Annotated in this window: 16 protein-coding genes; 9 read left to right on the plus strand and 7 right to left on the minus strand. The window is 65.3% G+C overall.

Annotation, left to right across the window (positions count from 1 at the left end; translation table 11 throughout):
* The first annotated feature begins 346 nt into the window (after nucleotides 1-346).
* Together SB764_RS28575 and SB764_RS28580 are read left to right on the plus strand one after the other, a co-directional pair.
* Nucleotides 347-1,780 carry an aldehyde dehydrogenase family protein gene (locus tag SB764_RS28575; protein ID WP_321865423.1) on the plus strand — a complete coding sequence of 478 codons (1,434 nt, stop codon included), beginning with the start codon at nucleotides 347-349 and terminating at the stop codon, nucleotides 1,778-1,780.
* A gap of 171 nt (nucleotides 1,781-1,951) precedes the next feature.
* Entirely contained in the window at nucleotides 1,952-3,142 is a 1,191-nt protein-coding gene (locus SB764_RS28580; protein WP_410865813.1) for an NAD(P)H-dependent flavin oxidoreductase, read from the plus strand.
* Between the two features lie 92 nt (nucleotides 3,143-3,234).
* Here the strand turns inward: SB764_RS28580 and SB764_RS28585 are convergent, their stop codons facing one another.
* Complete coding sequence (locus SB764_RS28585) at nucleotides 3,235-3,438, minus strand: DUF1289 domain-containing protein (RefSeq protein ID WP_074984548.1); 204 nt, start codon at nucleotides 3,436-3,438, stop codon at nucleotides 3,235-3,237.
* Nucleotides 3,439-3,558: 120 nt separating this feature from the next.
* Nucleotides 3,559-4,782 carry a phospholipase A gene (locus SB764_RS28590; RefSeq protein WP_234774757.1) on the minus strand — a complete coding sequence of 408 codons (1,224 nt, stop codon included), beginning with the start codon at nucleotides 4,780-4,782 and terminating at the stop codon, nucleotides 3,559-3,561.
* Between the two features lie 652 nt (nucleotides 4,783-5,434).
* Here SB764_RS28590 and SB764_RS28595 point away from each other — a divergent pair.
* From SB764_RS28595 to SB764_RS28610, 4 genes are all read left to right on the plus strand, one after another.
* A complete protein-coding gene (locus SB764_RS28595) occupies nucleotides 5,435-6,535 on the plus strand; it encodes a polyamine ABC transporter substrate-binding protein (RefSeq protein ID WP_065059395.1) in 1,101 nt (366 codons plus the stop codon).
* Nucleotides 6,536-6,647: 112 nt separating this feature from the next.
* Nucleotides 6,648-7,817 (plus strand): ABC transporter ATP-binding protein, encoded by a 1,170-nt coding sequence (locus SB764_RS28600; RefSeq protein ID WP_065059396.1) that lies wholly within the window; start codon nucleotides 6,648-6,650, stop codon nucleotides 7,815-7,817.
* The gene (locus tag SB764_RS28605) at nucleotides 7,814-8,749 is read left to right on the plus strand and encodes an ABC transporter permease subunit (protein WP_065059397.1); all 936 of its coding nucleotides are present in this window, start codon (nucleotides 7,814-7,816) and stop codon (nucleotides 8,747-8,749) included. The genes SB764_RS28600 and SB764_RS28605 overlap by 4 nt, the downstream gene beginning before the upstream one ends.
* Nucleotides 8,746-9,564 (plus strand): ABC transporter permease subunit, encoded by an 819-nt coding sequence (locus SB764_RS28610; RefSeq protein WP_065059398.1) that lies wholly within the window; start codon nucleotides 8,746-8,748, stop codon nucleotides 9,562-9,564. The genes SB764_RS28605 and SB764_RS28610 overlap by 4 nt, the downstream gene beginning before the upstream one ends.
* Before the next feature lie 119 nt (nucleotides 9,565-9,683).
* Here SB764_RS28610 and SB764_RS28615 read toward each other — a convergent pair whose 3' ends face one another.
* A complete protein-coding gene (locus SB764_RS28615; protein WP_410865815.1) occupies nucleotides 9,684-11,102 on the minus strand; it encodes a methyl-accepting chemotaxis protein in 1,419 nt (472 codons plus the stop codon).
* 247 nt (nucleotides 11,103-11,349) lie between these two features.
* On the opposite strand from SB764_RS28615, the gene SB764_RS28620 reads away from it, so the two are divergent.
* Nucleotides 11,350-11,493 (plus strand): hypothetical protein, encoded by a 144-nt coding sequence (locus SB764_RS28620; protein ID WP_161495517.1) that lies wholly within the window; start codon nucleotides 11,350-11,352, stop codon nucleotides 11,491-11,493.
* Between the two features lie 59 nt (nucleotides 11,494-11,552).
* The gene (locus tag SB764_RS28625) at nucleotides 11,553-12,323 is read left to right on the plus strand and encodes a class I SAM-dependent methyltransferase (protein WP_065059401.1); all 771 of its coding nucleotides are present in this window, start codon (nucleotides 11,553-11,555) and stop codon (nucleotides 12,321-12,323) included.
* A 43-nt stretch (nucleotides 12,324-12,366) separates the two neighbouring features.
* Here SB764_RS28625 and SB764_RS28630 read toward each other — a convergent pair whose 3' ends face one another.
* The 4 genes from SB764_RS28630 to SB764_RS28645 form a co-directional block, all read right to left on the minus strand.
* The gene (locus SB764_RS28630) at nucleotides 12,367-13,857 is read right to left on the minus strand and encodes a flavin-containing monooxygenase (protein WP_183713933.1); all 1,491 of its coding nucleotides are present in this window, start codon (nucleotides 13,855-13,857) and stop codon (nucleotides 12,367-12,369) included.
* Nucleotides 13,858-13,981: 124 nt separating this feature from the next.
* Nucleotides 13,982-15,169, minus strand: coding sequence for a tetratricopeptide repeat protein (locus tag SB764_RS28635; RefSeq protein ID WP_321868131.1), 1,188 nt, complete (start codon nucleotides 15,167-15,169; stop codon nucleotides 13,982-13,984).
* 96 nt (nucleotides 15,170-15,265) lie between these two features.
* Nucleotides 15,266-15,946, minus strand: a complete 681-nt coding sequence (locus SB764_RS28640; RefSeq protein ID WP_065059403.1) for a PspA/IM30 family protein — start codon at nucleotides 15,944-15,946, stop codon at nucleotides 15,266-15,268.
* A 348-nt stretch (nucleotides 15,947-16,294) separates the two neighbouring features.
* On the minus strand, nucleotides 16,295-16,888 hold the full coding sequence (locus SB764_RS28645) for a hypothetical protein (RefSeq protein ID WP_176079217.1): 594 nt from the start codon (nucleotides 16,886-16,888) through the stop codon (nucleotides 16,295-16,297).
* A gap of 657 nt (nucleotides 16,889-17,545) precedes the next feature.
* On the opposite strand from SB764_RS28645, the gene SB764_RS28650 reads away from it, so the two are divergent.
* Nucleotides 17,546-20,047, plus strand: coding sequence for a penicillin-binding protein 1A (locus tag SB764_RS28650; protein ID WP_065059406.1), 2,502 nt, complete (start codon nucleotides 17,546-17,548; stop codon nucleotides 20,045-20,047).
* Nucleotides 20,048-20,092: the final 45 nt, after the last annotated feature.

Raw genomic sequence — 20,092 nt, forward strand, 5'->3', positions numbered from 1 at the left:
AGTGAAGACCAACGGCACGATCAACGACTACAGCGGCAACTATGAGGACTTCCTGGCGAGCCAGGGTCTGCATTGAGCGCAGTTTGCTGATTGCTGATTGCGGGATGAAATGAAAACGGGCGACGCGTAAAGCGTCGCCCGTTTTGTTTTGGTGGTCCGCCAAGGCACGGATTAGTCCGTGTAACGCAGGGTGTCGCCGACACTTTACGTAACCGTCAACCACGCTAGAATGTAACGTTGCCGCCGCGTGGTTCTTGACGCCCGCGCCGTCCCGAAACACGTCCGGCGTGCGTCAAACAGGCATGCGGCAAGAACACCAACAGACACGGAGACAGGAGCACACCGCATGAACAATTACGCCCAGCTCTACATCAACGGCCAATGGGTCGCGCCGCATGGCAAAGGGACGATCGACGTCTTCGACTCGGGTACGGAGGCCGTGATGGGCCGCATTCCCGAGGGCGTCGAAGCCGATGCCGAAGCGGCCATCGCCGCCGCGCGCGCCGCATTCGACGCCTGGTCGGCGACACCCGCCGCCGAGCGCGGCGCCTATCTGCAAAAGATCGCCGAGAACCTCAAGGCCCGCACCGACGAACTCGCGCAACTGATCGCCGGCGAAGTCGGCATGCCGCTCAAGCTTGCGCGCGCGATCCAGGTCGGCGGTCCGGTCTACAACTGGGGCGCCTACGCGAAGCTCGCAAGCGAGTTCCCGTACGAGGAGCGCGTCGGCAATTCGCTGGTCGTGCGCGAGCCGGTCGGTGTGGTCGCGGCGATCACGCCCTGGAACTATCCGCTCAACCAGATCACGCTCAAGGTCGCCGCCGCGCTCGCCGCAGGCTGCACCGTCGTGCTCAAGCCGTCCGAAATCGCGCCGCTCAATGCGTTCGTGCTCGCCGAGGCCATTCATGCGGCGGGCCTGCCGGCCGGCGTGTTCAATCTCGTCACGGGCTACGGCCCGGTTGTCGGCGAACTGCTTGCGCGCCATCCGCAGGTCGACATGGTGTCGTTCACGGGTTCCACGCGCGCGGGCAAGCGTGTCTCGGAAGTGGCGTCGGCGACGGTCAAGCGCGTGGCGCTCGAACTCGGCGGCAAGTCGGCCTCGGTCCTGCTCGACGACGCCGATTTCGCGGCGGCCGTCAAAGGCACCGTCGGCGCGTGCTTTCTGAACTCGGGGCAGACCTGCTCGGCGCACACGCGCATGATCGTGCCGGAATCGCGCTACGAAGAAGCGCGCGCGCTCGCGAAAGAGGCGGTCGAAGCCTACACGGTCGGTGATCCGCGCGACGAGAAGGCGAAGCTCGGCCCGCTCGCCTCGAAGGTGCAGCAGGAGCGCGTGCAGCACTACATCGAACGCGGCATCGCGGATGGCGCCGAACTCGTGACCGGCGGCGCGGGCCTGCCTGAAGGCGTGACGCAGGGTTTCTTCGTGAAGCCGACCGTGTTCGGCCGCGTGCCGCGCGACGCCGCCATCGCGCAGGAGGAAATTTTCGGCCCGGTGTTGACGATCCTCACGGCGAAGGACGAAGACGACGCCGTCGCCATCGCCAACGACTCGCTCTACGGTCTCGGCGGCGCGGTCTGGGCGGGCAGCGACGAGCGCGCGATGCGCGTGGCGCGACGTATCCGCACAGGTCAGATCGACATCAACGGCGGCGCGTGGAACATGGCCGCGCCGTTCGGCGGCTACAAGCAGTCGGGCCACGGTCGCGAGAACGGCGTCTACGGTCTGGAGGAGTACCTGGAATACAAATCGATGCAGTTCAAAGTGCCGAAAGCCTGATCTGTAGGCGCTTTTGCGCCTTGCAAATGTTTCGGCGTGACGTGTTGATGCGAATCATCCATGCGGGGTTCTTCATAAGACCCCGCATTTTTCATTGATTAATCGCAATGTGATCTGTGGGCGGCGCGCGACCATTGTCGTTTTGTCATCGACAACGCAAAGCGGGTCACCATGTTTCCTACTCATTCGTTCTCGCCGCTCGTCATCCGCGGGCGTCAACTGCTGCCGGTCGTGCAAGGCGGCATGGGCGTCGGCATTTCGGCTCACCGGCTCGCGGGCAGTGTCGCGCGCGAAGGCGCGCTCGGCACCATCGCGAGCATCGACCTGCGCCATCATCACGCCGACCTCGCCGATGAATGCCGCGAAGATCACTCGCACGAAACGCTCGCACGCGCGAACCTGATCGCGCTCGGCCGCGAGATCGCCGCTGCGCGCCAGCTCGCCGGCGGCAACGGCATGATCGCCGTGAACGTCATGAAGGCCGTGAGCGCCCACGCCGACTATGTGCGCACGGCCTGCGAGGAAGGCGCCGACGCCATCGTCATGGGTGCCGGTCTGCCGCTCGATCTGCCCGATATGACCGCCGGCGTCGATATCGCGCTCGTGCCTATCCTGTCGGACGCGCGCGGGGTCGCACTGGTGCTCAAGAAGTGGGCGAAGAAGGGGCGTCTGCCCGACGCCATCGTGCTCGAACACCCGGCGCACGCGGGCGGCCACCTTGGCGTGACCGACATCGCCGACATGGACAACGAGCGTTTCGCGTTCGACCGCATCTTCGCCGATCTCGACGAGGTCTACGCCTCGCTCGGCATCACGCGCCGCGACGTGCCGCTGATCGTCGCGGGCGGCATCAACAGTCACGAAGCCGTGCGCAAGTGGCTGGAAGCCGGCGCCAACGGCGTCCAGGTCGGCACGCCGTTCGCCGTGACCGAGGAGGGCGACGCGCATCCGAACTTCAAGCGCGTGCTGGCCGACGCCACGCCCGAAGACATCGTCGAATTCGTCAGCGTGACGGGTCTGCCTGCGCGGGCGGTGAAGACGCCGTGGCTCGACCGTTACCTGCGCAACGAATCGCGTATCCGCGCGAAAATCGGCTCGATCAAGCTGGCCTGCCCGACCGGGCTCGACTGCCTGTCGATGTGCGGGCTGCGCGACGGTATCGAAAAATTCGGCCACTTCTGCATCGACACGCGTCTCGCGGCGGCTTTGCGTGGCGACGTGTCGAACGGGCTGTTTTTCCGGGGGCGCGAGTCGTTGCCGTTCGGCAACGCGATCCGCAGCGTGCGCGATCTGCTGGAGCTGCTTTTGACGGGGGGTTCGCGGCCGGCGGTCGCCAAACGGGCCGCTTTTGCGCTGCGTTGAAGGCGCAGTTGAGCGTCGGGAATTGACGCCCGGCGCGCCGCTCGGGCAGGAAAAAAACGCCGGTTCGTCCGGCGTTTTTCATGTTTGCGGCGTCAGGCGTTCTTCTTCTGGAAGCGCATGGCCGTGCCTTCGCGCTCGATGCGCGTCCAGACGGCGCGCTTTTCCTCGTCGCTGAGGAACACCCAGTTGGAGACTTCCATCGCGGTGCGGCCGCAGCCTTTGCAGATGTCGTCGAAGAGCGTCGAGCACACGCCGATGCACGGGCTGTCGGGGAGATCGTGAAGATTGGATGCCATGAAATATCTTGGGGCGGGATGACCGGCGCGGCCACGTGCCGGTCGGGACCAGAAACCCCGCTATGTTAGCCGATCCGGCCAACTGCGGCCCGACGCCACGGCGGGCGCCGTCGCGCGCAGTCAGCGCGCAATGCTGTAGCCGATCCGCGCAACCCAGTGCTGGCGCTGGTTGTAGTCGAGCAGATCCTCCCCGTAACCGTTGAAATAGCCGATCCACAGATAGCCACCCCACTTGCTGCTGATCAGCCGCGAGAGCGGGTAGGTGAGCTGGGCGTCGACGCTGCCGTACCCGTGTTTCGTGCCCTTGCGCAGCGTCGTGGCGAGCTGCCAGCCGTCCGGGCTGCCGTACTTGATCAGCAGGTCCATGTAGCCGCGGTAATCGGCAATGTCCTCGTTGTCCGATTTGCTGAGGTAGTAGTACAGCTTCGGCGAAACCGTCACGTGGTAGTCGTCCACGTTGCCGAACTCCCACGTGGGCCGCACGAACACGATGTTGATGCCGCGCGACGCCGCGCCCGACTGGCCATTCGACTCGTGACCGACGCCCGCCGCGATGCCCATGCGCGTGAACCAGTCGCTCTTCCAGCCGGTATCCGGGATGTAATAGAACAGCTGCGGCATGTAGCTCGTGTCGCGGAACGGCGCCGAGGTCGCGCTCAGATCCCAGATCGAATTCTGCGTGTAAGCAAAATAAAGGTTGTCGAAGAAACCTTTCGAGCGCAGGTCGTCCGGCATGATGATCCGGTACTTGAAGCTGAGCTGGAAGCGCGCAGTCGTGTCACCGTTCTTGCCCACGCCGACGTACATCGGCTCGTAGTAGGACAGGCGCGCGAGCGTGCTGCGGCCCGTCGTGGCGAGCGAGTCGGCGGCGGGCGCAATGGCGCTGTCGGCGCCGGTGGCCTCGATGGCGGCGATCCTGGCGGGCGAGGTCGCGGCGCTTTCGGCGCGCGCGGTCTGGACGACGGCGGCCTGGTTCGGGCCGCGATTGAGCACGACGAGCGCGGGCGAGGCGTCGAAGCCCACCGGATCGATGCGCACCGCGCCGCGCGCGCTGTCGGGCCACGGCGCACGGTAGCGCACCTTGCGGAACTGGCCGGGCCGCAACGTCAACCTGTCGGGCACGCCGGGCTCGCGCACGAGATCGAGCGGCGCGGGCGCGACGTCGCCGTTCGTCAGCGTTACGCGCAGCGTCGCAGGCAGCGTGACCTTGAGCGGGCGGCCGTCGTCGGCGGTGACGAGCAGGGTGAGTTCGAGCGGCTGGGAGGCGGCGACTTCGCGCGGCGGCTGCAGCATGGCGATGCTCGCGTGCGCGGCCGGCGCGGCGGCAAGACCCGCGGCGGCCATTGCCAGCGCCGGAATCAAAGTCGATGCGCGATGGATCACGGCGGCTTGGCTTCGGCGGCGCCACGGCGATTGCGCGCGGATTGTGCCCCTGCGCGCCCGGAAAGGCATCCAGGTCGGCAAAAGCGGCACAGAAGACACACAGGACAGAAGACGGCGAAACCAAAGGCTAAGGCAAGGCGCGGGAGTATCGAGGCTCATGCGTCGGGTCGTCAGGAGGCGGGCGGTGGTCGGAGGGGCGCGCGGGGCGGTGCATGCCGCCCTGAGGCTCGCGAGGCGCGGGCCCGGTCTGCTCAGGGTTTTTTTTACCACGCGTCCTGCCCCGGCGCGCCGGATGTGCCCCCGCGATGGCGTGCCGCACGCCCCGGCCTGCGCGGCGCCTCGGCGTCGCCCGCGTCGCGCGAATGTCGCACGGTCCGGTTTTTTCGGTGGACAGGGACGCATAAACGGCTAAAATTGCGCCCGATTTGCCATCGGCGCCGCACGGAGAATGCGTGTTCCGTTTGCGCGACATGCGGCCGTTCTTTTTTGGCGCCTGGCATGTTTGATGGTAGGTTCGGTAAATTCTGGGGGCCGCGCGAGGCGCGGCGACATGCGAGGCAAAAACAAAGGGCGGGCGCGAGCTGCGCCGTGGCTGAGTGAATCGGAGAACGGGATGAAGAAACGGGTTTGGGCGCATCTGGGTGCGATCGCGTTGTGCGCGGCGCCGTGGGTGTCGTCGGTGGCGAAAGATACGCAACTGAACGTGTACAACTGGTCCGATTACATCGCCAAGGACACGATTCCGAACTTCCAGAAGCAAACCGGCATTCAGGTCAAGTACGACAACTACGATAGCGACGACACGCTCCAGGCCAAGCTCCTCGCGGGCAACTCGGGCTACGACATCGTTGTGCCGACCAGCAATTACGCGGGCAAACAGATCGCCGCCGGCATTTTCTCGCCGATCGACAAGTCGAAGATCCCCAATCTCAAGTATCTCGATCCGCAGCTGATGGCGCTCGTCGCCGGCGCGGATCCGGGCAACAAGTTCGCGGTGCCCTGGGCGTATGGCACGACGGGTCTCGCCTACAACGTCACGAAGGCGCAGCAGATCCTCGGCAAGAACGTGCCGCTCGACAACTGGGACATCCTCTTCAAGCCCGAGAACATCTCGAAGCTGAAGGCGTGCGGCGTCTCGGTGCTCGACGCGCCGGACCAGATGTTCGCGGCCGCGCTGCACTACATCGGCAAGGATCCGCTCTCGACGAACCCGGACGACTATCGCGCCGCGCTGGCGATGATGAAGAAGATCCGTCCGTACATCACGCAGTTCAACTCGTCGGGCTATATCAACGACATGGTCGGCGGCGACGTCTGCTTCGCCTACGGCTGGTCGGGCGACGTCGTGATCGCCAAGCATCGCGCGATCGAGGCGAAGAAGCCGTACAAGATCGAGTACTACATTCCGAAGGGCGGCGCGCCGATCTGGTTCGACGTGATGACCATCCCGAAGGATGCGCAGCACAAGGAAGCCGCTTACGAGTGGATCAACTACATCGAGACGCCGCAGGTGCACGCGGCGATCACGAATACGGTGTTCTACCCGAGCGCGAACGCGGAAGCGCGCAAGTACGTGAACAAGGACATCGCCAACGACCCGGCCGTCTACCCGCCGCCCGAGGTTCTGAAGACCCTGTTCCTGCTCAAGCCGCTGCCGCCTGAGATCCAGCGTCTGCAGACGCGTCTGTGGACCGAATTCAAGTCGGGCCGCTGACGCGCCGCGCAGCAGACTGACCGTTTTACCCGAGCCCTCGGCACGACGCCGGGGGCTTTGTTCGTCAACCCCGTCCAGTAGTCAGGCAGAACCAGGCAGGGCAGAGAGAATCATGAGTGACCAGTCGAGCGCGCCGGCAACCGCCGGTGTGCTGCCTTCGGGCTTCGCCGCGGCCAACGGTGCCAATCCCGCCGCGGACAACTTCGTGCAGGTCGTCGATGTCGTCAAGAAGTTCGGCGACACCACGGCCGTCAAGGGCGTCAACCTGTCGGTCAAGAAGGGCGAGCTGTTCGCGCTGCTCGGCAGCTCGGGCTGCGGCAAGTCCACCTTGCTGCGCATGCTCGCCGGTCTGGAGACCGTCACGTCGGGCAAGATCCTGATCGACGGCGAAGACCTCGCCACGCTGCCGCCGTACCGCCGTCCGGTCAACATGATGTTCCAGTCGTATGCGCTCTTTCCGCATATGACCGTGGAATCGAATGTGGGCTTCGGGCTGCGCCAGGAAGGCGTCAAGAAGGGCGAGCTCAAGGATCGCGTGGCCAACGCGCTCGAACTCGTGCAGATGACGCGCTTCGCGAAGCGCAAGCCGCATCAGTTGTCGGGCGGTCAGCAGCAGCGCGTCGCGCTCGCGCGCTCGCTCGTCAAGCGTCCCAAGCTGCTGCTGCTCGACGAGCCGATGTCGGCGCTCGACAAGCAGATTCGCCAGCGCACGCAGATCGAGCTCGTCAATATTCTCGACAAGGTCGGCGTCACCTGCATCATGGTCACGCACGACCAGGAAGAAGCGATGACGATGGCGGGCCGCCTCGCGGTGATGAGCGAAGGCCAGATCGTCCAGCTCGGCACCCCCAACGAGGTCTACGAGTATCCGAACAGCCGTTTCTCGGCGGAATTCATCGGCTCGACCAATCTGTTCGACGGCAACGTCGTGGAAGACGAACCGGACCACGTGTTCGTCGAGTCGGCGGATCTGCCCGTACGCCTGTACGTGAACCACGGCATCACCGGCCCGCTCGGCATGCCCGTGACGATCTCGGTGCGCCCCGAGCGCATCTCGCTCACGCGCAAGCCGCCCGAGGGCGTGTTCAACTGGGGCAAGGGCGTCGTCAAGAACATCGCCTACATGGGCGGCTACTCGCTGTATCACGTCAAGCTCGAATCGGGCAAGACGGTGATCGCGAACATGTCGAGCCTCGCGCTCTCCGAGATCGACTCGCCCACCTGGGAGGACGAAGTCTACGTGCGCTGGAGCGCATCGGCCGGCGTGGTGCTGACCTCATGAGCGCGCCGACCTTCAAGGACGTGCTGCACTGGCCGGCGCGGCGCTTCAACCTGACCGGCCGCACCGCCGTGGTGGCGGGGCCGTTCTTCTGGTTGCTGCTGTTCTTCCTCGTGCCGTTCATTCTGGTGGTGAAGATCAGCTTCGCCGACCAGCAGCTCGGCATTCCGCCGTACACGGAACTCACGTCGTTCAGCGACGGCGTCTGGCACATCGCGCTCGACCTCTCGCACTACGCGTTTCTGTTCCAGGACAGCCTGTACTTCGCGACCTACGTGAATTCGGTGGTCGTGGCGGCCATTTCGACGCTGCTGTGTTTGCTGATCGGCTATCCGATGGCGTACTACATCGCGCGCTCGAATCCGGCCACGCGCAACATCCTCATGATGGCCGTGATGCTGCCGTTCTGGACGTCGTTCCTGATTCGCGTCTACGCGTGGATCGGCATTCTGAAGAACAACGGACTGCTGAACAATTTCCTGATGTCGGTCGGCATCATCCATTCGCCTATCGAGCTGTATCACACGAACACGGCGGTCTATATCGGCATGGTCTATTCGTACCTGCCGTTTCTCGTGATGCCGCTTTACGCGCACCTCGTGAAAATGGATCTCACGCTGCTCGAGGCCGCTTACGACCTCGGCGCGAAGCCGTGGCGCGCATTCCTCGAAATCACGCTGCCGCTCTCGAAGAACGGCATCATCGCGGGCTGTCTGCTGGTGTTCATTCCGGCGGTCGGCGAGTACGTGATTCCGGAACTGCTCGGCGGCGCGAACACGCTGATGATCGGCCGCGTCATGTGGAACGAGTTCTTCGATAACGCCGACTGGCCGATGGCGTCCGCCGTCACCTGCGCGATGGTGCTGCTGCTGCTCGTGCCGATGGCGCTGTTCCAGCACTTCCAGGCGAAGGAACTGGAGGGCCGCGGCAAATGAAACCGAATCGCGTCCTGCAATTCATCGCGCTCGGCCTTGGCTTCGCGTTCCTCTACATTCCGATCGTCAGCCTGATCGTCTATTCGTTCAACGAGTCGCAACTCGTGACGGTGTGGACGCATTTCTCGACGCGCTGGTATCAGGCGCTCGCGACCGACGACGAACTCATCAACGCCGCGTGGCTCTCGCTGCGCATCGCGCTGATGACGGCGTTCGCCTCGGTGATCATCGGCACGTGGGCGGGTTTCGTGCTCGCGCGCATGGGCCGTTTTCGCGGCTTCACGCTCTACACGGGCATGATCAACGCGCCGCTCGTGATCCCCGAAGTGATTCAGGGCATCTCGCTGCTGCTGCTGTTCGTCGAAATGGGCAAGCTGCTCGGCTGGCCCGCGGGCCGCGGCGTGTTCACGATCTGGATCGGTCACGTGATGCTCTGCATCTCCTACGTCGCGATCATCGTGCAGTCGCGCGTGCGCGAGCTGAATCCCTCGCTGGAAGAGGCCGCGCTCGACCTCGGCGCCACGCCGTTCAAGGTGTTCTTCCAGATCACGCTGCCGCTGATTTCGCAGGCGCTCGCGGCGGGCTGGCTGCTGTCGTTTACGCTGTCGATCGACGACCTCGTGCTCTCGGCGTTCCTCTCGGGCCCCGGCTCGACGACGCTGCCGCTCGTGGTGTTCTCGCGCGTGCGTCTGGGCCTGAATCCGGAAATGAATGCGCTCGCGACGCTGTTCATCGGCGTCGTGACGGTGGGCGTGATCGTCGGCAATTACTTCATGCAGCGCGCCGAACGTCGGCGCTCGGCGATGGCGGTCTGAGGGTTTCGCTGCTTCGGCGGCGTCGCCAAAACAGACAAAACGGCGCGTGGACTTCGGTCTGCGCGCCGTTTTTCTTTTCGGGCGTGCGGGCTTAAGAGCCGCTTGTTTAGAGCCGGCTTTTAAAGCCGATACCCCATTCGAAAACCGCCCCAATGCCGTCCGTTGACGAAGATCGGCGCGGACGCGTCCTTCATCATCGCGAACTGGCCGCCGCCCATATCGCGCCGATACGTCTGCAACAGAAACGGCTTCGTATGCGAGCCCGCGGCGAGCCCGGTGCGGTCGTTGAAGATGCGCCGGTTGCGGCAGTTCGCGGCGTTCCATACCGGATCCGCGCCCTGCGGATGCGAGAACTTGCGGTTGTGCGTGGGAATGTAGCCGAGCGGATCGATGGCGGCGCAGAAAGCCACGCGCTCGTCGAGTTGCAGCAGCGGTTCGAGAATCGGCGGCAGCACGCGGTCGGTGAACGCGGTGAAGCGCGTCATGTGCTGCTGCGGCTGCGTGTTCGGCACCGGCGCGTGGTGGCGGTCGAACAGATCGGCCTCGCTGATTTCGCCGCGCGCGACGGCCGCTTCGAAGAGCTTGCCGACCTGCTCCGCCGCGCGCTGCACGCTGTCGATGAAACGCGTGTCCTCGGTTTCCACGCCGGTCGCGGCCGAGAGTTCGATGAGCGTCTCGGAGACCGAAAGCAGCTTGCCGAGTTGATCCTTGGCCTGCGCGAAATTGCGGCTCGAATCCTCGACGCCGTTGGCCATCTCGCTGACCTGCGATTCGAGACCGTCGCACTTCGCTTCGATCTCGCCGGTGAGTTTGGCGATCTCTCCGGCGTGCGCGTCGAGCAGGGTGATCGCATCGCCAGTGCTGTGCACGGCCTCGCCGATCGCGCGCGTGCCTTCGCGCACGCGATGCGCGCGCTCGGTGTTGGCGGCGCCTTCGACGATCAGACGCTCGGTCTGCTGCGTGAGTTTCGCGAGCGTCTGTTCGATCTGTCCGGTGGCTTGCGCGGTCTTGGCGGACAGGTTCTTCACCTCCGCGGCGACCACCGCGAAGCTCTTGCCGGATTCCCCCGCGCGCGCGGCCTCGATGGCGGCGTTCAGCGCGAGCAACTGGGTCTGACGCGCGATCAGCGAAATTTCCTCGGAAACCCGCGAGACGTGTTCGAGCGCCGCCTTGAGCGCGCCGATCTGGGTTTCGATGACGGTCACGCCCTCGACCAGCCAGTGAATGTCGCCGAGCGACGCCTCGATGGTCTGCTGCGAGGCCTGCACATTGGCGGCCGTCCCGGCGCTGACTTCGCGCATGGCGCGCGCGGCGGTGGCGATCTGATGGTTCCCCGCGAGCGTGTGCGCGGCCGACTCGCGCAAGGCGTCGCACACGTCCGCCTGATGCCCGACGCGGGCCGCCACGGCCTCGACATTGCCGGACACGTCGCAGATTTCAATGCCAAGCCGGCCCGCGTGCGCGGCGATATCGCCAACGATCGAGGCCGATTTTCCTGAGCGGCGGCGGCCGCGCCAGGCCAGGCGCAAAACTGTCATCGGAAGTCTCCTTGCTCTACGTATTCGCTGCGGCGATGCGTGTCGCGCCCGGTCGTCGCGCCACGCATGCATGACGCGTGCGCGATCGCCGGGATTTCAACGTGTTTACGGCAGCGCGGACGGCGACTTGAGCGGGCTTTCCGGGGTAGCTTCGGGCCAGGCTTCCAGGCCGCTTTCGCGTGCGGGTAGCGCGGGGCGCTATGATCGGGGCTTGCGGATCGCGATGGGCGCGCTCCGCAGTGGGAACATGATGATAGAAGCGATATTTGGGGAGGGCGCGTTTGTGGTGGTCGGCGCGTTCTGGCATCAACTGGCTCAGCTTTGGGAACTGATTGTGATGGTGTGCCGTTTTCTCTGGGACCTGCTCAAGCTGTTGAGTGGGGCCGGATGAGGCGGCGCGCCGCGCGAGACGCGACACGCTGAGCGCACAACACACGACGAGGGGCGTTCATGACCGACGATTCCACCCGGCGTTTCACCGACCGGGTCGCCGACTACGTGAAGTACCGCCCGAGCTATCCGCGCGAAGTGGCGACGTTCGCGCACGTCGAATGCGGCGTCGCGCCAGGCGCGACGGTGGCCGACATCGGCGCGGGCACGGGTTTGTCGTCGAAACTCTTTCTCGACGCGGGCCATCCGGTCGTCGCTGTCGAACCGAATGCGGCGATGCGCGCGGCGGCGGACGCATTTCTGGCCGACTATCCGCGCTATCGCAGCGTGGCGGGCACGGCGGAAGCAAGCACGCTCGATACCGCGAGCGTCGATCTTGTGATTGCCGCGCAGGCGTTTCACTGGTTCGACAAGGCGGGCGCGCGGCGCGAATTCGCGCGCGTGCTCAAGCCGCGCGGCAAGATCCTGCTGTTCTGGAACAGCCGTCTGCTCAAGGGCTCGGCGTTTCTCGAAGGCTATGAGGCCTTGCTGCACGCGTTCTGCGCCGACTACACCGAGGTGGCCGAAACCTATCCGTCCGACGACGCGATGGCCGACTGGTTCGGCGAGGGCTTCGAGCAGAAAACGGTGTTTCCGAACGCACAGCAGCTCGATTTCGACGCGCTGAAAGGGCGCTTGATGTCGTCGTCATATGCGCCGACAGCCGACGACGCACGCCACGCGCCGATGCTCGCGGCGCTACGCACGCTGTTCGATGCCACGCAGCAAGGCGGCACGGTGGACTTCGCGTACGAAACGCGGGTCTACGCGGGCAAGCCGGTGCGCGTGTAGAGCGCGTGGCACATATGATTCGGATGCCGAAACATATGTGCCGTTAGCGGCCGAACTCATAGTCGCTTTCGCGCACGCGCCGCGTCTGGTGACGAAACGCGAACGTGAAGCCAGGCCACAGCGACGTGACCTTGCCGCTTTTCGTCTGATAGTAGCTATGGCAGCCCGACTTCCAGACCGTGCGCGCGAGCTGCGCCTGCAGTTTCGCGTTGAACGCGCGCTGCACGTCGGCGCGCACGTTCATCGTGCGCGCGCGACGGCGCTGCATCGCGCGGATGCAATCGGCGATATAGCGGATCTGCGACTCGATCATGTAGATCATCGAGTTGTGGCCGAGACCCGTGTTCGGGCCGATCACGATGAAGAAGTTCGGAAAGCCCGCCACGCTCGCGCCCAGATATGCCTCGGGACCGTCCCGCCGCCACGCTTCGCCGAGATCCGCGCCATTGAGGCCCGTCACGCGAAACGGCGCATCCACGTCGTTGACCTGAAAACCCGTGCCGCAGACGATCGCATCGACGCGATGATGCGTGCCGTCTTGCGTCACGACGCCATCGGCGACCACTTCGCGAATCGGCTCCGTTACGAGCGCCACGTTAGGCTGCGTGAGCGCCGGCAGATAGTCGCTCGATAGCAGCACGCGCTTGCAGCCGAGCAGGTAATCGGGCGCGAGTTTCGCGCGCAGTGCCGCGTCCTTGACCTTGTGCGCCAGATAGTTGCGCGCGAATTTCATCGGCGCATTCAGCAGGCGCAAATCGACGATAAAGCCGAGCGCGCGCGATTCGAGCTGGCAATAGATGGCCGCGCGCGCGAGCCGCTGCGCGAGCGGAACGTGTCGGTAAATCCAGCGCCGGCGCGCGCTGATCGCGCGGTCGCGGCGCGGCATGATCCACGGCGGCGTGCGCTGGAACACCGTGAGCTGCGCGACGCGCGGCTGGATGCGCGGCACGAACTGGATCGCGCTCGCACCCGTGCCGATCACGGCCACGCGTTTGCCTTCGAGCGCGTAGTCGTGATCCCAGCGCGCCGAGTGAAACAGCGTGCCTTCGAAGCGATCGAGCCCGTCGATCGCGGGCAGGGCGGGACGCGAGAGCGGTCCGTTGGCGGCGATCAGCAGATCGGCTTCCACGGTTTCGGTCACGCCTTCGCGCTCGATCTCGATCACCCAGACGGCGCGCGTCACATCGAAACGCGCGGCGCTTACCCGCGAGCGATAGACGACGAAGCGCTCGACGTCGTATTTGCGCGCGCAGCGTTCGAGATAGTCGAGAATCTCCTGTTGCGGCGCGTAGGTGCGCGTCCAGTCCGGGTTCGGCTCGAATGAAAACGAATAGAGATGCGACGGCACATCGCACGCCGCGCCGGGATAGGCGTTGTCGCGCCAGGTGCCGCCGAGGCTCGCGGCGGCCTCGTAGATCGTGAACGACTCGATGCCCATGCGGCGCAAGCGGATCGCCATGCCAATACCGGCAAAACCGCTGCCGACGATGACGATGCGCGGCGCAGTGGAGGAGGGTCCCGCAGGTGTGGCCATGATCGTGTGCTTCTTCAAAGCGGGAGCGCGTGCTCGAAAAATGAAAGGCAGCGCCGATGTAAAACGGGCTCCGCGAGGGAGCCCGTGATCCAAAAGCAGCGGCGAATGCGCGGCGGCTGGGCGCCTAGCTGTTCCAGTCGTCGGAACTGCTGTCGTTGCTGCCCATGTCGACGCCGCCGCCCGAACCGTCGTCCCAGTCGTTCGAGCCCTGGCCGAAGTCGAGACCGCCGCCGTTGCCGCCGTCGCGCGGCACACGGCGGCCGTCGTCGTCGACGATCACGTCGCGTTCGATCACACGGTCGCGGCCGTGGTTGAGCGCCTCGCCGAGCAGCACGCCCGTCAGCAGTCCGCCCATGCCGCCCATTCCACCGCCGCCTTGCTGCACGATGACTTGCGGTTGCTGCTGTGGCGGATATTGCGGCGGATATTGCGGATTGTGACCAAAGGCGGCGTCGGCTTCACGCGCGTAGGCCGAGCCGCTGCCGTACGCGGCCGCCGGCGCGGCGGCCTGGGCGTTCGGATCGGAGCGGCCTTCGGCGCGCGCCTTGAGGCTTTCGAACTGGCGTTCCAGATCTTCGATCTCGTAGGGTGCGACCGGATTCGTGCTGCCCGAAAGCCGTTCGACCACGCCGCGAAGCTGCGTTTCGAACGCTTCGAGATCTTTCTCCAGCACCTCGTGACCGGCGGCCGTCGAGAGCTTCACGTCGAGCTTGAGCGAACGCACGCCGTTGAGCAGGTCGGTGGCGCGCTTGAGCTGGTCGCGGCGGTCGTCGCCGGCCTTGGCGTCGTCGTTCGATTTCGCGCGGCGCAGCGTCCAGCGCAGCACGAGCGCGATGCCGATCACGACGATCGCAATCCCGATCCACATGCCGATGCCCGGACCGTGCCTGACCGGCGCGGCAGCGGCCATGGCGGCGGCGGGCGCGACGGATTGCGATTGCTGCGCGAACGGATTGCTTGCGCGGTTGGTGGTGACGCTACCGGCGCGCGCGGCGTCGGAGCGGATTTTGGCTTCGACCTGCGCGAAGCGCTGCGGCTGCGTGAAGCGCACTTGCGGGTCGAGCTGCTTCGCCTGCTGGACCTGCGTGAGCGCATCGGCGTAACGGCCTTCGCGGTTGAGCACCTGCGCGTACAGATAGTGCGCGCGGGCGTTGTCCGGATGCGCCTGCAGAACCTCGGTGAGACCCGAGTCGGCGCGTTGCCAGTCGCCTTGCGACATCGCGGATTCGATCTGCTGGACGCTCGGCACGGCGAACGCCAGGCCGCTCACGAGCGCAAGCGAAGCGAAAACAGCGACAAAAAACTTTTTCATGTTGCAGGCCGGGCGGCTTGTCGCCCGTCTCCATGACAGTGTTACGTGGATGCGGCGCGCGAAGACCGCTGCGCCGCATCCGTCACGCGCGGCGTGTTACTGCGCCGGCGTATTCAGCTGCTTTTTCAGGGCTTCGAGGCGGTCATCCACCGACGGGCCCTTGTTCAGCGCGGCGAGCTTGTCGTCGAGCGCCTTGCCGCTCGACGTGTCCGCCGAATTCAGGCGGGCGTCGGAGCGGGCGTTCGACAGATTCACCTTGTCTTCGAGCTTCTGGAAGTCCTGCGCAAGATTCTTGCCGCCGATGCCGCCGAGCGCGGTCGCCGCGACGTCCTTGGCCTGGGCGATCTGCTGCTTCGCCTGCAGGATGTTCGAGCGTGCGTTGAGGTCGTTGCGGCGCGAGCGCATGTCGTCGATCTGCTGCTTCAGCTGGTCGACCGACGGTTCGAGCTTGGCGAGTTCCGCCGCGAGCGCGTCGCGTTCGGCTTCAGCCGTCGACTGCGCGCCGAGCGCCTCGCGAGCGAGCGCTTCGTCGCCCGATTGCAGCGCGCGCTTCGCGCCGTCTTCGTACTTCTTCGCCTTGTCGGCGGCCACGTCGCGCTTGCTTTGCTGCATTGCGACCTGCGCCTGGATCTCGACGAGCGAGTTCTCGGCTTTCGCAATGCTGTCGTCGAGTTCGCGCACGATCTGGCGCGCGTCGCGCGACGGGTCCTGCACGGAGTCGGCGGCATCGTTCAAGAGACCCTTGACCGTGCGAGAGATGGAGTCGAAAAGCGACATGTAATTCTCCGGTGAAATGAGATCGGCCCTACATTTGGCGGGCCGCGATGCGGCTTGCGGCACGTGCGCGCGCCTCGCGTTCAGCTTACGCCGCTTTGGGCGAGCCGCGCATGCAGCGCGCAAATCGGGACGAAAGCGCCGATTGCAATAGCGCGAACGATTCACGCCGACACAATTGACCTTTCTTCACGTCGCGCCGCGTTTCATGCGTGGCCCAGCGCGCATCGCTCGCGGATATTACACCACGGGGTCTCTTAAAAGGGACTTAAAGGCACGGCGCGCAGAGGGTGCGTCGCGCGTGCATCGGCCGTCGCGTTGGCCGTCTAATTGGCGCGGGCAGGCGCGCGCTCAGGCGAACTTGCCGCCCTCGGGCGCGGGGCCATGGCGATGTGTGTCTTCTTCGTCGCGGTCGTCGAGCGTGCGACGGGCGAACGGTGTGCCGCTGAGCGGCTGCAGCGGTTCGTTATCGGCGAAATGCACGTCTTGCGGCAGCGCGGCGTGGCTTTCCTGCGCAGCGCTTTCGGCGGCGGATGCCGCGAGGCGTGCGACCGCTTGCGCCACTTCGTGCGTGGCGTCGTGTTCGAGACGGGCCTCGTGATCTTCGTGTGTTTCGTCGGATGTCTGCGCGTGTTCGAGCGGCGTGGCGGTTTCGAGCGGCGCGTTTGCTTCGCCGGCGACAGCGGGCCGGATACCGGCGCGTCCCGGCTTCAGCGGTTTGGCGGCCTTGCGCAAGACCTGCGCGAGCGCGTCAGGCTGGCGCGGCGCGTTCAGACGGTCGACGATGCTGGCCGCCTTCACCTGGTCGCTGGTTGCGCTGAAGGCGATCACCGCGCGCCGCATGAGCTCGCTGATGCTGATGCCGAGTTCGTCGGCAGTGGCGGAGATCGCGCGTTTCTGCGCGGGGGTGACGAAGACCACGATGCGTTCGCTGGGCTTGTTCATGATCGGCTCGCCGATGGATCGGCGTCGGGGTCGGCCTCGAATGACCTCGGGTCCGGCGCGGGTGGGGCGGCCGTTACAGCAGCGCGATGGCCGCCGCTCGCGCAGGGGCGTGCAGCAATCTCTCCATGATAAGACGAGACGCGCGATGCGCAACGCCAAGCTGCGCGCACGGCGCTTGCGCAGCGCGCAATGATCTATTGCGGATCGGGGCGCACAGCGTCGAAAGCGCGCGCCGATCTCCTGTCGCTTCGACACTTTCTCCGCAGAACGCGTCAGGTGGCGCAAACTGCCGTCACCGCACGGCATTCACGGCGAATAAACAGGTCGGCATGAGCTTGTCCAGGAAACTCTTACAAAAAAAGCGCGACCGCCCCCGCCCGAATTATTTAGAATGCGCTGTTACATTTCGCGTCGATGCAGCGCACAAGGCTTCATGGGCGGGCTTCACGCGAAAGGGTGATGAAAGATTCACCTTGCGACGGCGCGCGGAATTCGCGCGCCACGTGGCCGGACGGGGGCGTTGCCGGCCGCGTTACGGAACCGCGCTCGGGGCGCGGCGCCGTCACATGCCGCATTGGCGCCATGACGCCATGATCGAGATCTACGCGCGCTTGCCGCGCAGCCGCGGCGCAAACGAACGCGCCAATCATTCCAGTCATGCCTATCATTAAACGACCGCCTTCACCGCAGTACCCGAACGACGATCGGGAACCCTCCTTCAACCGTGGACGCGAGCCGCAGCGCCGCGACGACGCGCGCGACGAACGGCCCAAACGCCGCTCGATCGGTGCGTCGATCGCGCTCGGCTTCTTCGGCCTGTTCGCCACGCTGGCCGTGGTGGGCGCGCTGATCGTCGGCTATGCGCTCGTCGTGATGGGCCCGCAGCTGCCTTCGCTCGACGCGCTCACGAACTATCAGCCGAAGGTGCCGCTGCGCATCTACACGGCCGACCACGTGCTGATCGGCGAATTCGGTGAAGAGCGACGTCAGCTCGTGCGCTTCGACGACATCCCCGACGTGCAGAAGAAGGCCGTGCTCGCGATCGAGGACTATCGCTTCTACGAACACGGCGGCGTCGACTTCGTCGGCATTCTGCGCGCAGGCGTGGCCGATCTGATGCACGGCGGCGCGTCGCAGGGCGCGAGCACGATCACGATGCAGGTCGCGCGTAACTTCTTCCTCTCGAGCGAGAAGACCTACACGCGCAAGATCTACGAAATGCTGCTGGCGTACAAGATCGAACGTGCGCTCACGAAGGATCAGATCCTCGAGCTGTACATGAACCAGATTTATCTGGGTCAGCGCGCCTACGGTTTTTCGGCCGCCGCGCGCGTGTACTTCGGCAAGGATCTCAAGGACATCACGCTCGCCGAAGCGGCGATGCTCGCGGGTCTGCCGAAGGCGCCGTCCGCGTATAACCCGATCGTCAATCCGAAGCGCGCGAAGATCCGCCAGGCGTACATCCTCAAGCGCATGCTCGATCTCGGCTACGTGACCCAGGCACAGTACGACGAGGCCATCAAGGAGCCGCTGCACACGCGCACCGCGGGCACCGAGTACAGCGTGCACGCCGAGTACGTCGCGGAAATGGTGCGCCAGATGATGTATGCGCAGTACAAGGACGAAACGTACACGCGCGGTCTCACGGTCACCACGACCATCGACAGCGCCGACCAGAACGCCGCCTACGCCGCCGTGCGCAAGGGCGTGATGGATTACGAGCGCCGTCACGGCTATCGCGGTCCGGAAGGTTTCGTGCAACTGCCGCCGGCCGGCGACGACCGCGACCAGGCGATCGACGACGCACTGACCGATCACCCCGACAACGGCGACCTCGTCTCCGCGGTCGTGATCGACGCCACGCCGAAATCGGTGACGGCGCAACTGCTCGACGGTACGCAGATCACGGTGACGGGCCAGGGCCTGCGCTTCGTGGCGGCGGGTCTGTCGCCGCGCGCGTCGAACGCGCTGCGCATTAAGTCCGGCTCGATCGTGCGCCTGATCGCCGACGAGAAGAACGACTGGCAGATCACGCAGTTGCCGCAGGTGGAGGGCGCGCTCGTCTCGCTCACGCCGCAGGACGGTGCGATCCGCGCGTTGATCGGCGGCTTCGATTTCAACAAGAACAAGTTCAACCACGTCACGCAAGCCTGGCGTCAGCCGGGTTCGAGCTTCAAGCCGTTCATCTATTCGGCGTCGCTCGAAAAGGGCCTCGGACCGGCGACCATCATCAACGATGCGCCGCTGTATTTTCCGCCGAGCTCGCCGGGCGGCGACGCATGGGAACCGAAGGACGACGATCAACCCGACGGCCCGATGCCGATGCGCCTCGCGCTGCAGAAGTCGAAGAACCTCGTGTCGATCCGCATCCTGTCGTATATCGGCACGAAGTACGCGCAGGATTACGTGACGCAGCGCTTCGGTTTCGACGCGGACAAGACACCGCCGTATCTGCCGATGGCGCTCGGCGCGGGGCTCGTCACGCCGCTGCAATCGGCGGGTGCGTACTCGGTGTTCGCGAACGGCGGTTATCGCATCAATCCGTATCTGATCGCCGAAGTCGACGACGCGCACGGCCAGCCGATCTCGCGTGCGCAGCCGCTGGTCGCCGGCCAGAACGCGCCGCAGACGATCACGCCGCGTAACGCGTACATCATGAACAGCCTGCTGCATTCGGTGGCGACGGCGGGGACGGGCGCGGGCACCAACGTGCTGCATCGCGACGACCTGCAAGGCAAGACCGGTACGACCAACGACGCGCACGACGGCTGGTTCGCCGGCTATCAGCACACGCTGGTGGCGGTTGCGTGGATGGGTTACGACCAGCCGAAGAGCCTCGGCAGCCGCGAGTTCGGCGCGCAGCTCGCGTTGCCGATCTGGGTCGACTACATGAGCAAGGCGCTGCGAGGCATTCCGCAGGAAGAGCCGCCGATGCCGCAAGGTCTCACGACCATCGGCAGCGAGCTGTACTACTCGGATATGACGCCGGGTGCGGGCTTCGTTTCGGCCATCGGCATGGATGCGGGCGTGCCGGCCGGCGCGGCCAGCGATGCGAGCGGCGCAACGGGCAGCATGGGTCCGGGCGGCATGACGCCGCCGAGCGTGACCACGAGCGAGAAGCAGCAGATCATGGATCTGTTTGAGACGAACAAGCCGTAACGCTGCGGTATTCGCTCAGGTTCGCCGCTTCACCTCATTACACGG

Source organism: Paraburkholderia sp. SIMBA_027, assembly GCF_046535315.1.
In the GTDB taxonomy this organism is placed as follows: domain Bacteria; phylum Pseudomonadota; class Gammaproteobacteria; order Burkholderiales; family Burkholderiaceae; genus Paraburkholderia; species Paraburkholderia tropica.

Excerpts from the sequence above, each read along its gene's own strand:
- SB764_RS28575 (WP_321865423.1), top strand. The coding sequence starts at position 347 with ATGAACAATTACGCCCAGCTCTACATCAACGGCCAATGGGTCGCGCCG.
- SB764_RS28580 (WP_410865813.1), top strand. The coding sequence starts at position 1,952 with ATGTTTCCTACTCATTCGTTCTCGCCGCTCGTCATCCGCGGGCGTCAA.
- SB764_RS28585 (WP_074984548.1), bottom strand. The coding sequence starts at position 3,438 with ATGGCATCCAATCTTCACGATCTCCCCGACAGCCCGTGCATCGGCGTG.
- SB764_RS28590 (WP_234774757.1), bottom strand. The coding sequence starts at position 4,782 with ATGGCCGCCGCGGGTCTTGCCGCCGCGCCGGCCGCGCACGCGAGCATC.
- SB764_RS28595 (WP_065059395.1), top strand. The coding sequence starts at position 5,435 with ATGAAGAAACGGGTTTGGGCGCATCTGGGTGCGATCGCGTTGTGCGCG.
- SB764_RS28600 (WP_065059396.1), top strand. The coding sequence starts at position 6,648 with ATGAGTGACCAGTCGAGCGCGCCGGCAACCGCCGGTGTGCTGCCTTCG.
- SB764_RS28605 (WP_065059397.1), top strand. The coding sequence starts at position 7,814 with ATGAGCGCGCCGACCTTCAAGGACGTGCTGCACTGGCCGGCGCGGCGC.
- SB764_RS28610 (WP_065059398.1), top strand. The coding sequence starts at position 8,746 with ATGAAACCGAATCGCGTCCTGCAATTCATCGCGCTCGGCCTTGGCTTC.
- SB764_RS28615 (WP_410865815.1), bottom strand. The coding sequence starts at position 11,102 with ATGACAGTTTTGCGCCTGGCCTGGCGCGGCCGCCGCCGCTCAGGAAAA.
- SB764_RS28620 (WP_161495517.1), top strand. The coding sequence starts at position 11,350 with ATGATGATAGAAGCGATATTTGGGGAGGGCGCGTTTGTGGTGGTCGGC.
- SB764_RS28625 (WP_065059401.1), top strand. The coding sequence starts at position 11,553 with ATGACCGACGATTCCACCCGGCGTTTCACCGACCGGGTCGCCGACTAC.
- SB764_RS28630 (WP_183713933.1), bottom strand. The coding sequence starts at position 13,857 with ATGGCCACACCTGCGGGACCCTCCTCCACTGCGCCGCGCATCGTCATC.
- SB764_RS28635 (WP_321868131.1), bottom strand. The coding sequence starts at position 15,169 with ATGAAAAAGTTTTTTGTCGCTGTTTTCGCTTCGCTTGCGCTCGTGAGC.
- SB764_RS28640 (WP_065059403.1), bottom strand. The coding sequence starts at position 15,946 with ATGTCGCTTTTCGACTCCATCTCTCGCACGGTCAAGGGTCTCTTGAAC.
- SB764_RS28645 (WP_176079217.1), bottom strand. The coding sequence starts at position 16,888 with ATGAACAAGCCCAGCGAACGCATCGTGGTCTTCGTCACCCCCGCGCAG.
- SB764_RS28650 (WP_065059406.1), top strand. The coding sequence starts at position 17,546 with ATGCCTATCATTAAACGACCGCCTTCACCGCAGTACCCGAACGACGAT.